A 14,256-nucleotide genomic window follows, 5' to 3' on the forward strand; every position below is an offset into this window, starting at 1 on the left:
TCATTGGTCGGCAGACTGATGAGCGGGGTGGTGCAAGGCATATGCCAGTCGCCTGATTCGCGCAGGCGCCTCGCGCCGGGGGACGATGCCCGGCTATAATCGCCGCCTCTTTTCGCCGCCCGAGTCATCGCCGCCCATGTACACCCTGGCCCGTCAGCTGTTGTTCAAACTTTCCCCGGAAACCTCCCACGATCTGTCGCTGGATCTGATCGGCGCGGGTGGACGTTTGGGTCTCAACGGCTTGCTGTGCAAGGCGCCGGCGAAAATGCCGGTGACCGTCATGGGGCTGGAGTTCCCGAACCCGGTGGGGCTGGCGGCAGGTCTGGACAAGAACGGCGCGGCCATCGACGGCTTTGCGCAACTGGGTTTCGGCTTTGTCGAAATCGGCACCGTGACCCCGCGTCCGCAGCCGGGTAACCCGAAACCACGGATCTTCCGCCTGCCGGAAGCCGAGGCGATCATCAACCGCATGGGCTTCAACAACCTTGGCGTGGATAACCTGCTGGCGCGGGTCGCTGCGGCGAAATACACAGGCGTGCTGGGCATCAACATCGGCAAGAACTTCGATACCCCGGTCGAGCGCGCGGTGGATGATTACCTGATCTGCCTGGACAAGGTCTACGCCCACGCCAGTTACATCACGGTCAACGTCAGCTCGCCGAATACCCCGGGCCTGCGCAGCCTGCAGTTCGGCGACTCGCTCAAACAATTGCTCGCGGACCTGGCCACGCGCCGCGCCGAACTGGCCCTGCGTCACGGCAAGCATGTGCCGCTGGCGATCAAGATCGCGCCGGACATGACCGACGAAGAAACTGCGCAGGTTGCCCAGGCGTTGATCGAAACCGGCATGGATGCGGTGATCGCCACCAATACGACTTTGAGCCGTGTCGGCGTCGAAGGCATGGAGCATGGCGACGAGGCGGGCGGTCTGTCGGGTGCGCCGGTGCGTGAAAAGAGCACCCATACCGTGAAAGTGCTGGCGGGCGAATTGGCCGGGCGTTTGCCGATCATTGCTGCGGGCGGGATTACCGAAGGCAAGCACGCGGCGGAGAAGATCACGGCCGGTGCAAGCCTGGTGCAGATCTATTCGGGCTTCATCTACAAAGGCCCGGCGCTGATTCGTGAATCGGTAGACGCCATCGCCGCGTTGCGCTGAGGATTGCCGAGGACTTGTCGGAGCCTTTGTGGCGAGGGGATTTATCCCCGCTGGGCTGCTCAGCAGCCCCAAAGCCTTGCACATTGATACGCCAGGTAAATTGAAATTCGGACTTCGCGACTGCTGCGCAGCCGAGCGGGGATAAATCCCCTCGCCACGTGGATCCCGGTTAACCCTTTTTGCAGGCATAAAAAAGGGCTCCTCGAAGGAGCCCCTGGGCCGTAGCCCGCCGTCCGGGAAGGACGTGCGTGGTTAATTCAATGCAAATTCAGATTGTCGTGTCGGAATAAATGCCCTGTGTCAGCCGACGGCGTGAAGTTCGTTGAGTCTGTGGATTCCCGCAGTGCCGGTCATACCGTCCCAGTTGTCGCCGCGTCCTTCTCGCCAGCCGTTGATCCAGGCTTGACGTACCGACGGTAGAGTAAATGGGCAAAGCTCACGGGATTTGCCACCAACGCCATATTGATATCCGCGCAAAAATGCTCTTTCCAACGGATCACGCTTAAGTCTTCTCATAGGGTGTTTCCCTCACTTGTTGACTGTAGTGTCGCGTTGACCTCAATTGAGGTCTGGCAGAAAAAACCTGCCATCGTGCGGCTCGCTGCCGGCGTGGCGAGCCAAGGTGTTGACGCCGTTGCGACGTCAACCTGTGTTCAGTTCTAACCAATGAGTCACACCGAGGGAATGATCGTTTTGTCATAAGCACGTAACGTAAAGGATGCTATGGCAATAAGTAACCGCGTATTTATTCAACGTTCATTGCGCAAACCCCGGTATGATCGGCGCCCCGCTGGCTCAGGGGGTTAATCCTTTAGTGAGAATGACCCACGTTTGCGCTTGGGTAATATTCGACGAAGGGTCGCTTTCAGTCTTTTTGTTTCACCAACTTTTTTATCTGTCCCGGCATCTAAGCTCTTTTAACCCGAGCAGCGGGGATGGAACGGCACACCTTCGTGCCACGCGGGCGCTCTTTCAGAAAAGCGCCTGATTGAAAACCGGGTCGGCAATGCGTTGCCGGCCCACTAGCCAAAGGCTCTGGAATTACCATGTCCGATCGTTTCGAACTCTTCCTCACTTGCCCCAAAGGCCTTGAAGGCCTGCTCATCGAGGAAGCCGTCGGGCTTGGCCTTGAAGAAGCGCGCGAGCACACCTCCGCCGTGCGTGGCATGGCGACCATGGAAACCGCTTATCGCCTGTGCCTCTGGTCGCGTCTGGCCAACCGTGTGTTGCTGGTGCTCAAGCGTTTCCCGATGAAGGACGCCGAAGACCTCTACCACGGCGTGCTCGACATCGACTGGCAGGATCACATGCTCAGCGACGGCACCCTGGCCGTCGAATTCAGCGGCCACGGCTCGGGCATCGACAACACCCACTTCGGCGCGCTGAAAGTCAAAGACGCCATCGTCGACAAACTGCGCACGCCACAGGGCGATCGTCCATCCATCGACAAACTCAACCCGGACCTGCGCATTCACCTGCGTCTGGATCGCGGCGAAGCGATTCTCTCCCTCGACCTGTCCGGCCACAGCCTGCACCAGCGCGGCTATCGCTTGCAGCAGGGCGCGGCGCCGCTGAAGGAAAACCTCGCCGCCGCCATCCTCATCCGTTCCGGCTGGCCGCGTATTGCTGCCGAAGGCGGCGCGCTGGCTGACCCGATGTGCGGTGTCGGTACGTTCCTCGTCGAAGCCGGGATGATCGCCGCCGACATGGCGCCGAACCTGCGTCGCGAGCAGTGGGGTTTTACCGCGTGGCTCGGTCACGTGCCGGCACTGTGGAAAAAACTCCACGAAGAAGCCGTCGAGCGTGCCGCTGCCGGTCTGGCCAAACCGCCGCTGTGGATTCGTGGTTATGAAGCCGACCCACGACTGATTCAGCCAGGCCGCAATAACGTTGAGCGCGCCGGCCTCAGCGAGTGGATCAAGATTTACCAGGGCGAAGTGGCGACCTTCGAGCCGCGCCCGGACCAGAACCAGAAAGGTCTGGTGATCTGCAACCCGCCGTACGGCGAGCGTCTCGGTGACGAAGCCAGCCTGCTGTATCTCTATCAGAACCTCGGCGAGCGTCTGCGTCAGGCCTGCTTGAACTGGGAAGCGGCGGTGTTCACCGGCGCCCCGGATCTGGGCAAGCGCATGGGTATCCGCAGTCACAAACAGTATTCGTTCTGGAACGGCGCGCTGCCGTGCAAGCTGCTGCTGATCAAGGTCCTGCCCGATCAGTTCGTCACTGGCGAACGTCGCACCCCGGAACAGCGTCAGGCCGAGCGCGAGCAAGCGGCGTACGATCAGACCCCGGACGAGCCGCAAGAGCGCAAGTTCAACAAGAACGGCAACCCGATCAAGCCGACGCCGGCCCCGGCGCCAGTGATCGAACAGCCGCGCCTGAGCGAAGGCGGGCAGATGTTTGCCAATCGCTTGCAGAAAAATCTCAAGGCAATGGGCAAGTGGGTCAAGCGCGAAGGCATCGATTGCTACCGCGTTTACGATGCCGACATGCCGGAATACGCGATGGCCATCGACCTGTACCACGACTGGGTGCACGTTCAGGAATACGCCGCGCCGAAATCCATCGACCCGGAAAAAGCCTCGGCGCGCATGTTCGATGCGCTGGCGGCCATTCCGCAGGCGTTGAACGTCGACAAGAACCGCGTGGTGGTCAAGCGCCGCGAGCGGCAGAGCGGCACCAAGCAGTACGAGCGTCAGGCTGCGCAGGGCAAGTTCGTCGAAGTCAATGAAGGTGGCGTGAAGCTGCTGGTCAACCTCACCGATTACCTCGACACCGGCCTGTTCCTCGATCACCGGCCGATGCGCATGCGCATTCAGAAAGAGGCGGCCGGCAAACGCTTCCTCAATCTGTTTTGCTACACCGCGACCGCCAGCGTGCACGCGGCCAAGGGCGGCGCGCGCAGCACCACCAGCGTCGACCTGTCGAAAACCTATCTGGACTGGGCGCGGCGCAACCTGTCGTTGAACGGTTTCTCGGACAAGAATCGTCTGGAGCAGGGTGATGTGATGGCGTGGCTGGAAAGCAGCCGTGACGAATACGACCTGATCTTCATCGACCCGCCGACGTTCTCCAACTCCAAGCGCATGGAAGGCATCTTCGACGTACAGCGCGATCAGGTGCAGTTGATCGACTTGGCGATGGCGCGGCTGGCACCGGGTGGCGTGCTGTATTTCTCCAACAACTTCCGCAAGTTCCAGTTGGAGGAAAACCTCGCCGAGCGTTATGCGGTCGAGGAAATCAGTGCGCAGACCATTGATCCGGATTTCGCCCGCAATACCAAGATCCACCGCGCCTGGAAAATCACGGCTCGTTGACGCTTTCACTGGTTGGATCCACAGAGCCTTGATTTTTAACGGCTCGGTGGATCCAGCGGTGCTGGCTAAATTAGTGGCTAATAGCTATAACTCACACACCGCCAATGGGGTTTTCCCGTGAATCTGGCGGAGTGAGTCGTGCTTATGCCGTTGCACCCCGTGCGCCCGAAAATCCTCGGTTTCATCAGTGAAGACGTCTCAGCCTGGCTGGTCGCTTTGCTGGTGTTGCTTGCCGGCGGGATTCTCACCGGGCTGCTCGCGTGGGGCACCTTCAACCAGTTTCAGCAACAATCGCGTCAGCGCTTTCAACTGCTGGCCAACGAACGCTACAGCCGTATCGCCGAACGTTTTCAGGACCAGGAGCAACGTCTCGATAGTCTGCGCCGGTTCTTCGCCAACTCCGAATCGGTGTCCCGCGCCGAATTCGACGGCTACTCCCGCCCTTTATTGCTGCGCACCCAAGCCTATACCTATGCCCCGAGAGTCAGTGGTGCCGAACGCGCCGCGTTCGAACAGCAGGTGCGTGACGAAGGCCTGAGCAACTTCACCATTCGCGAGCTCGACGCCAATGGCGAGCTGCAACTGGCGGCAGCGCGCGACGCATATGTGCCGGTGCTGTACACCCAGACCCAAAGCCGATTGGCGCCACCACTGGGTTATGACTTGCTCGCCCAACCCTTGCGCCGCGAAACCCTGCAACGCGCCGACCAGCTCGGCAGCATGGCGGTGTCGCAACCGATGCACCTGGTCGGGATTGAGCCGTCCTACGCGCGTGGGGTGTTGCTACTGGCGCCGGTCAGTCGCGCTGGAGAGTCGCAGCCGTTCGGCTATGTGATGGCGGTGATCAGCATGCGCCAGTTGCTCGCCGACGGTTTGCCCGATGCCCTGCACGATTACCTGTCGGTGCGCATTCTCGACCTGTCGACCCAGGATCAGCACGAGGCGCTGTTCGAATCGAGCAACGAGGCGGTGCCCGGCGATCTGGCGGCGACACGCTTGCTGCGCATGGCCGACCACGACTATCAGGTCGATATCCTGCCGAGCGAAGCGTTCATGCAGGCCAACCATTCGTCGGTGGGCAGCGTGATCATTCTGGGCGGCTTGCTCAGCGCATTGCTCAGCGCCTTGTTGTACGTGCTGGTCAGCCAGCGTCAGCGCGCGGTGCGTCTGGTCGAGGTGCGCACCCAGGAATTGCACGAGCGCGAGCAGGAACTGCGCGGCACCCACGGTCAGTTGCGCGGCGTGCTGAATGCCGCCACCCAGGTCGCGATCATCGCCACCGACCTGCGCGGCGTGATCAACACCTTCAACCCCGGCGCTGAACAGATGCTCGGCTACAGCAGCGCCGAAGTGGTCGGGCGCATGACCCTGGAGAACCTGCATTTACCCCGGGAGCTGGCGGCGCGTTCGGCGGAGCTGAGCGCGCGCTACGGCAAAAGCATTCCGACCTGCCACGCGATGCTGGTCGAGGGCGGCGAAGTCGGCGGTCATGAAGCACGCGAATGGACCCTGGTACGCAGCGATGGCAGTCATCTGCCGGTGAACATGCTCGCCACCCCGGTGCTTGACGAGCAAGGCCTGTGGGTCGGTCATCTGGCGATCTGCATCGACATCACCGAGCGCAAACGCGTGCACGAAGTGCTGGCAGCACGCGACACGTTGCTGAAGAAGCTCAGCGCCCATGTTCCCGGTGGCATCTACCAATTCAAAATGGAATTCGACGGACGCTTCAGCGTGATCTACGCCAGCGATGGCATCCGCGAAATCTACGAGTTGGAGCCGGATGTGCTGCTGCTCGACTCCGAGGCGATTTTCAGCCGCATTCACCCGCAGGACGCGATTCGCGTGCGCTCATCAATCCGCGAATCGGCGGAAAATCTCAGCCCGTGGCGCGAGGAATACCGCGTGCAACTGCCCGAGCGCGGCCTGCGCTGGGTGCGCGGCGAGGCGACGCCTGAAGAACTGCCGGGCGGCGGGGTGCTGTGGCACGGTTATATCTCGGATATCTCCGATCTCAAGCGCGTGGAAGAAGAATTGCGCGCGTTGTCGATCACCGATTCGCTGACCGGCATACACAACCGCCGCTATTTCCAGGAACGCCTGACCACCGAAATGGCCCGGGTCGAGCGTGGCGGCGGTGAGTTGTCGGTGATCATGCTCGACATCGACCACTTCAAACGCATCAACGATCAGTTCGGCCATGCCGTCGGCGACCGCGTGCTGCAAGCAGTTTGCGAGCGGATCGGCCATCGCTTGCGCCGCACCGACGTGTTCTGCCGTCTGGGCGGCGAAGAGTTCATGGTGCTGTGCCCGGACATCGACGGCGAACACGCCTACATGCTGGCGAGGGAATTGTGGGAAGGTTTGCGCGGCGCGCCGGTGGACGTGGTCGGCGTAGTCACCGCCAGTTTCGGCATCGCCAGTTGGCGCCCGGGGGAGGGCGCGGATGCGCTGTTGCTGCGCGCTGACTCAGGGGTTTATGCAGCGAAGCAGAATGGCCGGGATCGGGTTGAGCGGGAGATGTGCTGATTCGAACCTGACACCTGACCCTGTGGGGCAGAGGGGACCTGGCGCTGATTTTCTGTGGGAGCGAGCCTGCTCGCGAAAGCGGTGTGACAGTCACTGAACATGCTTACTGAACCGACGCCTTCGCGAGCAGGCTCGCTCCCACAATTGCACCTGCTGCGCTTACAGCACCGAAGCGGTCTGCGGCAGTTTCGGCTGTTTGTACAGATCCAGCAGCACCTGATCGAGCACCGACGAGGCGCCGAACGGGGCCTTGTCGTTGAGGATCGCTACCACCGCCCAGGTATTGCCATTCACATCTCGGCTGAAACCGGCAATCGCGCGCACGGTGTTCAGGGTACCGGTCTTGACGTGGGCTTCGCCGCGCATCGCCGTGGTTTTCAGACGTTTGCGCATGGTGCCGTCGGTGCCGGCAATCGGCAGCGAGCTGATGTACTCGGCGGCGTACGGGCTGTGCCAGGCGGCCTGCAGCATGTTGGCCATTTCCCGCGCACTGACCCGCTCGGCCCGCGACAGACCAGAACCATTCTCCATCACCAGATGCGGCGCGGTGATGCCTTTCTTCGCCAGCCACTGACGTACCACGCGCTGCGCTGCCCGGGCGTCGTCACCGTCGGCATCGTTGCGGAAACGCTGGCCAAGGCTGAGGAACAGCTGCTGGGCCATGGTGTTGTTACTGTATTTGTTGATGTCGCGGATGATCTCGGCCAGATCCGGCGAGTACGCACGGGCAAGCAGTTTGGCGCTGCTCGGCGTCGGCGCCAGACGATCCTTGCCCTGAATGCTGCCACCCAGTTCCTTCCAGATCGCCCGCACGGCGCCGGCGGTGTAGGTCGCGTGGTCGAGCAGCGACAGATAAGTCTGCGAGCTGCAGCCTTCGCCCAACTGGCCGCCAACGGTCACGGTCACGCTGCCATCGGCCTGCGGCACCGGGTTGTAGCGAACGCCGCCGGTGCATTGCTTGGACGGCAGGGCTTTGACGGTGTTTTCGATGCGGATGTTCGCGATCGGCGGCTCCACGGAAATCAACACGCGGCCACCGTCATTACGTGCGACGAAGCGCAGGGCCTTGAGGTTGACCAGCAGCGAGTCGGGCTTGACCAGGAACGGCTTGTTGTCGTCGTTGCCGTCATCGTTGAATTCCGGCAATTGCGGCTGCACGAAGAAGTTGCGGTCGAGGATCAGGTCGCCGGTAATCTGCGTGACGCCGTTGGCGCGCAGGTCGCGCATCAACAGCCAGAGTTTTTCCATGTTCAGCTTCGGGTCACCGCCGCCCTTGAGGTAGAGGTTGCCGTTGAGAATGCCGCCGCTCAGGGTGCCATCGGTGTAGAACTCGGTTTTCCACTGATGGTTGGGCCCGAGCATTTCCAGCGCCGCGTAGGTGGTGACCAGTTTCATCGTCGAGGCCGGATTGACCGAGACGTCGGCGTTGAACACCGTCGGCGTGCCCGGACCGTCGAGCGGCACCATCACCAGCGACAGCGCAGTGGGCTGCAGCTTGCTGGCCTTCAGGGCTTTTTCGACGTTCGGGGTGAGGGAAGTGTTGATGGTGGCAGCGGAGACAGGCAGGGCCAGAGGCAGAAGAAGGCCGGCGAGAAACAGTGGACGCAACGATTTGATCATATGCAATAAAACCCTGCAAAAGAGGGGAAAAAAGACGAGGACATGGATGAAAAGGCCCTCAGTGGTCATGAAAGTGTCGGCATTATGCCCCAAGCTGTAACAGCTTGTGCCGTGTCGGGGCCGGCCAAGTGGTTATTTTTTACAGGCGGTCGGCCGCAGCGACCAGAGAGTCGGGCAATCGCTGGCTTAAACTGGTAAAGTGCCGGCCGTTATTACTTAAGAGGATTGTTCCAATGGCGACTAACCGTTCCCAGCGTCTGCGCAAAAAACTGTGCGTAGATGAATTTCAAGAGCTGGGTTTCGAACTGAACCTGGACTTCAAAGAAGACTTGTCCGAAGAAGCCATTGACGCTTTCCTCGAAGCATTCATCAAAGAAGCCATGGAAGCCAACGGTCTGGGTTATGTTGGCGGCGACGACTTCGGTCTGGTGTGCCTGCAGAAGCGTGGCTCGGTCAACGAAGAGCAGCGCGCTGCCGTTGAAGCCTGGCTGAAAAACCGCTCCGAGCTGACCAAGTACGAAGTCAGCCCGCTGCTGGATGTGTGGTATCCGGAAAAGCCGATCAACGCGGCTAAGTGATACTGAAAAAAACGGCGACCTGAGGGTCGCCGTTTTTTTTCGTCTGGTGTTTAGGTGATACGGCTTGGATTTGATGGTGGACTCGCCCCTCACCCCAGCCCTCTCCCGAGGGAGAGGGAGCCGATCTGTGGGCTTTTCGGGATGTGAGTTCGACTTGATATCCCTCGTCGGCGTATATCTTCCGAGCACCTTGGTCAGTCCCCTCTCCCTTTGGGAGAGGGTTAGGGTGAGGGGCTTTTGATCTTAAGCTCTGCGCCAATTCAAAATCACCAGCGTCAAAACCCCCGCCACAATCCCCCAGAACGCCGAACCAATGGAAAACAGCGTCAACCCCGACGCCGTGACCATAAACGTGATCAACGCCGCTTCCCGTTCCTTCACCTCGCTCATGGCAATGCTCAAGCCATTGATGATCGAGCCGAACAGCGCCAGCGCCGCAATCGACAGCACCAGTTCTTTCGGCAACGCGGCAAACAACGCCGCCAACGTGGCACCGAACACCCCGGCAATCCCGTAGAACACCCCGCACCACACCGCTGCGGTGTAACGCTTGTTGCGATCTTCATGGGCATGCGGACCGGTGCAGATCGCCGCGCTGATCGCCGCGAGGTTAATACCGTGTGAGCCGAACGGCGCCAGCAACAGGGAGGCAATGCCGGTGGTGGTGATCAGTGGCGAGGCCGGGACGTTATAGCCATCGGCGCGCAGCACGGCGATGCCGGGCATGTTCTGCGAGGTCATCGCCACCACGAACAGCGGAATGCCGATGCTGATGGTTGCGGCCAGGGAGAAGTGCGGCGTGGTCCAGACCGGGGTGGCCACTTCCAGATGAAAGCCGTTGAAATCCAGCAGCCCCATGAAGCCCGACAGCGCGGTGCCGATCAGCAGCGCCGCGAGCACCGCATAGCGCGGCGACAGGCGCTTGACCAGCAGATAAGTGAAGAACATCCCCAACACCAGACCGGTACGGTGTTGCGCGGCGACGAAGATTTCGCTGCCGATCTTGAACAGAATCCCTGCCAGCAGGGCTGCCGCCAAAGAGGCCGGGATCTTTTTCACCAGCCGTTCGAAGCTGCCGGTCAGGCCGCAGATCGTCACCAGTACCGCACACGTGATGTAGGCGCCGATCGCCTCGCCGTAACTGACTCCGCCCAGGCTGGTGATCAGCAACGCTGCGCCGGGTGTCGACCAGGCGATGGTGATCGGTGTGCGATAGCGCAGCGACAGGCCAATCGAACACACCGCCATGCCGATCGAAATCGCCCAGATCCACGAGGAAATCTGCCCGCTGCTCAGGCCGGCCGCTTGCCCGGCCTGGAACATCAGCACCAGCGAACTGGTGTAACCGGTCATCATCGCGATGAAACCGGCGACGATGGCGGAAGGCGAAGTGTCGGCCAGAGGGCGCAGGCGGGCGTGGGTGGCGTCGGTCATGACGGCGGTGTTCCTTATAGCAATGGAGATGTCCGCCACAACACGAATCCCTGTAGGAGCTGCCGAAGGCCGCGATCTTTTGACTTTGATTCTAAGAAGCAAGATCAAAAGATCGCAGCCTTCGGCAGCTCCTACGTAAGGGATTGTGCGTAGAAGGCGGATTCTGCGATCAAGCCTAAACTCAAACCTGACAAACCGTTGCAATACAGCCGCAGGCGCAAATAGCCGTACAGTCGTGTTGCCACCATTCATTGTGTACAATCGCGCTGTTTTTTACGCGATACTTGCCAGCGACCTACTGTGCCGTATTACAGTCACGGTCTATTCGCCGCAGTTTTCCCGACTCGAGTGCCCATGAACGAACAGTTGCAACCCCTCAAGAAACAACCGCGAGCAGGCAAAGCCGGCCGCAGCGGAACCCAGGACGATATTGTCTACGCGCATATCTTCGAGGCCATCCTCGAACAGCGTCTGGCGCCCGGTACCAAGTTGAGCGAAGAGGCGCTGGGGGAAATCTTCGGGGTCAGCCGCACCATCATTCGCCGCGCGCTGTCGCGTCTGGCCCATGAAGGCGTGGTGCTGTTGCGGCCGAATCGTGGCGCCGTCGTAGCCAGCCCGAGTGTTGAAGAAGCGCGTCAAGTGTTCCTCGCCCGCCGTCTGGTCGAGCGTGCGATCACTGAATTGGCCGTGCAGCACGCCACGGCCGAGCAGATCGCCGAATTGCGGCAGATGGTCAACGATGAGCGCGACAGTTTCTCGCGCGGCGATCGCGGTGCCGGTATTCGTCTGTCGGGCGAATTCCACCTGAAACTGGCGGAAGCGGCGATGAACGCACCGTTGATCAGCTTCCAGCGCAGCCTGGTTTCGCAGACCTCGCTGATCATTGCCCAGTATGAAAGCGGCAACCGCTCGCACTGCTCGTACGACGAACACACGCAGCTGATCGATGCCATCGAAAAGCGCGACGGCGAACTGGCGGTGAACCTGATGATGCATCATATGGATCACATCGACAGCAAGCTCAACCTCGACGAGGAAGGCGCGTCGGATGATCTGCATGCGGTGTTCTCGCATTTGTTGCAGACCAAGAAGCCGGGGCGTCCAGCGGCCAAGCTCTAAGCTGAAACAGAGTCGCGGCTTTCGCGAGCAGGCTCGCTCCCACAGGGGAATGCATTTCAAAGGTGGGAGCGAGCCTGCTCGCGAAGACAACCTGACCGGCATCAAAAATCCCCAGGGGTAAACACCACCGGGATGATCGTTCCCACGCTCTGCGTGGGAACGCCTCTAGGGACGCTCCGCGTCCAGTGACGCAGAGCGTCACGGGCTGCATTCCCACGCAGAGCGTGGGAACGATCAGTGCGAAGAGGTTAGCGCTGATGCACCAGCGCCCCCGCCGCATACGTCTGCGCCACCGTGCGGTCATCCCCCAGCGTCATCAGTACAAACAACGTCTCGGCAATGTTATTCGACTGCTTCAAGCGATAACTCAGCAGCGGCGTGGCGTTGTAATCCAGTACCAGGAAGTCGGCATCGGAGCCCGGTTGCAGATTGCCGATCCTGTCTTCCAGACGCAGCGCCCGCGCACCACCCAGGGTTGCCAGGTACAGCGACTTGAACGGGCTCAACCGCGCGCCCTGCAGTTGCATGACCTTGTAGGCTTCGTTGAGGGTTTGCAGCAGGGAGAAACTGGTACCGCCGCCGACGTCGGTACCGAGGCCGACATTGAGCTTGTGCTTCTCGGCCATCGGCAGGTTGAACAGGCCGCTGCCGAGGAACAGGTTCGAGGTCGGGCAGAACGAGATCGCCGAGCCGGTTTCCGCCAGCCGCGCGCATTCTTCGTCACACAGGTGCACGCCGTGGGCGAATACCGAGCGTTCGCCGAGCAACTGGTAATGATCGTAGACGTCGAGGTAGCCCTTGCGCTCCGGAAACAGCTCTTTGACCCACTCGATTTCCTTGAGGTTTTCGCTGATGTGGGTCTGCATGTACAGATCCGGGTATTCCGTCAGCAATTGCCCGGCGAGGGTCAGTTGTTCCGGGGTGCTGGTGGGGGCGAAGCGCGGTGTCACCGCATAGTGCAATCGACCCTTGCCGTGCCAGCGCTCGATCAGCGCCTTGCTGTCGACGTAGCTGGATTCGGCGGTATCGACCAGATAGTCCGGGGCATTGCGGTCCATCATCACCTTGCCGGCGATCATGCGCAGATCAAGCTTTTCCGCCGCTTCAAAAAACGAATTGACTGACTGCGGGTGCACGCTGCCGAACACCAGCGCCGTGGTGGTGCCGTTGCGCAGCAGTTCCTTGATGAAAATGTCCGCCACTTCGTCGGCGTGGGCCTTGTCGCCAAACTGGCTTTCGCAGGGGAAGGTGTAGGTGTTCAGCCAGTCGAGCAGTTGCTCGCCATAGGAGCCGACCATGCCGGTCTGCGGCAGGTGAATGTGCGTATCGATGAAGCCGGGGGTGATCAGCGCATCCTGATAATGGTTGATCTCGATATCCGCCGGCAGGGTTGGCAGCAGTTCGCTGGCGTGGCCGAGGGCGCTGATCTTGCCGTCGTCGATCACCAGCAGGCCATCCTCGAAATATTCATACGAGGCTTCGATGCCGACTTCGGCAGGGTCGGCGATGCTGTGCAGGATGGCGGCTCGGTAGGCTTTGCGAGTCAGAGGCATGAGGGTTCTCTAATCAGTTTGAGGCTTTGAGTTTGGCGGCCTGACTGCGGCGCGAAGCGGGCAGCAGTCGGGCAATCGGTTCGGCGCGGGCGCTGTGCTGGCCGAAATTGGCGTTGTAAGTGGCGATGATTTCGCCGGCGATGGAGATGGCGATTTCCACAGGCAGTTTGCCTTTGACTTCGCCGATGCCCATCGGGCAGCGCATGCGCTGCACCACGCTCGGGTCGAAACCACGATCACGCAGACGGTGTTCGAATTTGGCGCGTTTGGTTTTCGAGCCGATCAGGCCGAACCAAGTGAAATCGTTACGCTTGAGAATCGCCGCGGTCAGCTCCAGATCGAGCTGATGGTTGTGGGTCATGACGATGCAGTAGCTGCCGGCGGGCAGATCATCGACTTCGTCCACTGGCTCTTCGCTGACGATTTTACGCACGCCGTGAGGGATGTGTTCAGGGAACTCGGCCTCGCGCGAATCGATCCAGCGCACCCGGCAGGGCAGGCTGGCCAGCAGCGGCACGAGGGCGCGACCAACATGGCCGGCACCGAACACGGCAATCTGCGCCTGCACCTGGCCCATCGGTTCGAACAGCAACACCGTAGCGCCACCGCAGCACTGGCCGAGACTGGCGCCGAGGCTGAAGCGCTCCAGATGGGTGTCCTGCTTGCCGCTGGCGAGCATCTCGCGGGCGATCTGCATGGCTTTGAATTCCAGATGCCCGCCACCGATGGTGTCGAACAGGCGGTCGGCGCTGACGACCATTTTCGAGCCGGCGTTGCGTGGCGTCGAACCGAGTTCTTCGATGATCGTCACCAGCACACAGGGCTCGCCCTGGTTCTGCAGGTCGGCGAGGGCGTCGATCCAGTTGTACATGTTCACCTCGACATCTTCGTTGTCTGTGCCGGCCTCTTCGCGAGCAGGCTCGCTCCCACATTTGGAATGCATTGCCAAT

At 60.8% G+C, this 14,256-nt stretch carries 10 protein-coding genes; 5 read left to right on the top strand and 5 right to left on the bottom strand.

From position 1 onward, the window contains the following. Positions 1 to 136: 136 nt before the first annotated feature. Complete coding sequence (locus AB4N41_RS17640) at positions 137 to 1,156, top strand: quinone-dependent dihydroorotate dehydrogenase (protein WP_252877767.1); 1,020 nt, start codon at positions 137 to 139, stop codon at positions 1,154 to 1,156. Between the two features lie 300 nt (positions 1,157 to 1,456). On the opposite strand, the gene rmf is transcribed toward AB4N41_RS17640, so the two are convergent. After that, entirely contained in the window at positions 1,457 to 1,672 is a 216-nt protein-coding gene (gene rmf / locus AB4N41_RS17645; protein ID WP_003223300.1) for a ribosome modulation factor, read from the bottom strand. A 530-nt stretch (positions 1,673 to 2,202) separates the two neighbouring features. Here rmf and rlmKL point away from each other — a divergent pair. Both rlmKL and AB4N41_RS17655 read left to right on the top strand, forming a co-directional pair. Next, the gene (gene rlmKL / locus AB4N41_RS17650; RefSeq protein WP_024012311.1) at positions 2,203 to 4,473 is read left to right on the top strand and encodes a bifunctional 23S rRNA (guanine(2069)-N(7))-methyltransferase RlmK/23S rRNA (guanine(2445)-N(2))-methyltransferase RlmL; all 2,271 of its coding nucleotides are present in this window, start codon (positions 2,203 to 2,205) and stop codon (positions 4,471 to 4,473) included. Positions 4,474 to 4,617: 144 nt separating this feature from the next. Beyond that, the gene (locus tag AB4N41_RS17655; protein ID WP_252877768.1) at positions 4,618 to 7,002 is read left to right on the top strand and encodes a sensor domain-containing diguanylate cyclase; all 2,385 of its coding nucleotides are present in this window, start codon (positions 4,618 to 4,620) and stop codon (positions 7,000 to 7,002) included. Positions 7,003 to 7,161: 159 nt separating this feature from the next. On the opposite strand, the gene dacB is transcribed toward AB4N41_RS17655, so the two are convergent. Continuing rightward, positions 7,162 to 8,622 carry a D-alanyl-D-alanine carboxypeptidase/D-alanyl-D-alanine endopeptidase gene (dacB, locus tag AB4N41_RS17660; protein ID WP_041479117.1) on the bottom strand — a complete coding sequence of 487 codons (1,461 nt, stop codon included), beginning with the start codon at positions 8,620 to 8,622 and terminating at the stop codon, positions 7,162 to 7,164. A gap of 233 nt (positions 8,623 to 8,855) precedes the next feature. On the opposite strand from dacB, the gene AB4N41_RS17665 reads away from it, so the two are divergent. After that, positions 8,856 to 9,200, top strand: a complete 345-nt coding sequence (locus AB4N41_RS17665) for a YggL family protein (protein WP_016773843.1) — start codon at positions 8,856 to 8,858, stop codon at positions 9,198 to 9,200. A 243-nt stretch (positions 9,201 to 9,443) separates the two neighbouring features. Here the strand turns inward: AB4N41_RS17665 and AB4N41_RS17670 are convergent, their stop codons facing one another. Further along, complete coding sequence (locus tag AB4N41_RS17670; RefSeq protein ID WP_252877769.1) at positions 9,444 to 10,634, bottom strand: benzoate/H(+) symporter BenE family transporter; 1,191 nt, start codon at positions 10,632 to 10,634, stop codon at positions 9,444 to 9,446. Positions 10,635 to 10,988: 354 nt separating this feature from the next. Here AB4N41_RS17670 and AB4N41_RS17675 point away from each other — a divergent pair, with 354 nt between their 5' ends. Next, positions 10,989 to 11,753: a GntR family transcriptional regulator gene (locus AB4N41_RS17675; RefSeq protein WP_007918375.1), complete on the top strand. Its 765-nt coding sequence runs from the start codon at positions 10,989 to 10,991 to the stop codon at positions 11,751 to 11,753. A gap of 248 nt (positions 11,754 to 12,001) precedes the next feature. On the opposite strand, the gene guaD is transcribed toward AB4N41_RS17675, so the two are convergent. Together guaD and xdhC are read right to left on the bottom strand one after the other, a co-directional pair. Beyond that, a complete protein-coding gene (guaD, locus tag AB4N41_RS17680) occupies positions 12,002 to 13,306 on the bottom strand; it encodes a guanine deaminase (RefSeq protein ID WP_236169149.1) in 1,305 nt (434 codons plus the stop codon). Positions 13,307 to 13,319: 13 nt separating this feature from the next. Then, entirely contained in the window at positions 13,320 to 14,177 is an 858-nt protein-coding gene (gene xdhC, locus AB4N41_RS17685) for a xanthine dehydrogenase accessory protein XdhC (protein WP_024012316.1), read from the bottom strand. Between the last annotated feature and the right edge of the window lie 79 nt (positions 14,178 to 14,256).

Source organism: Pseudomonas sp. S2_A10 (assembly GCF_054668465.1).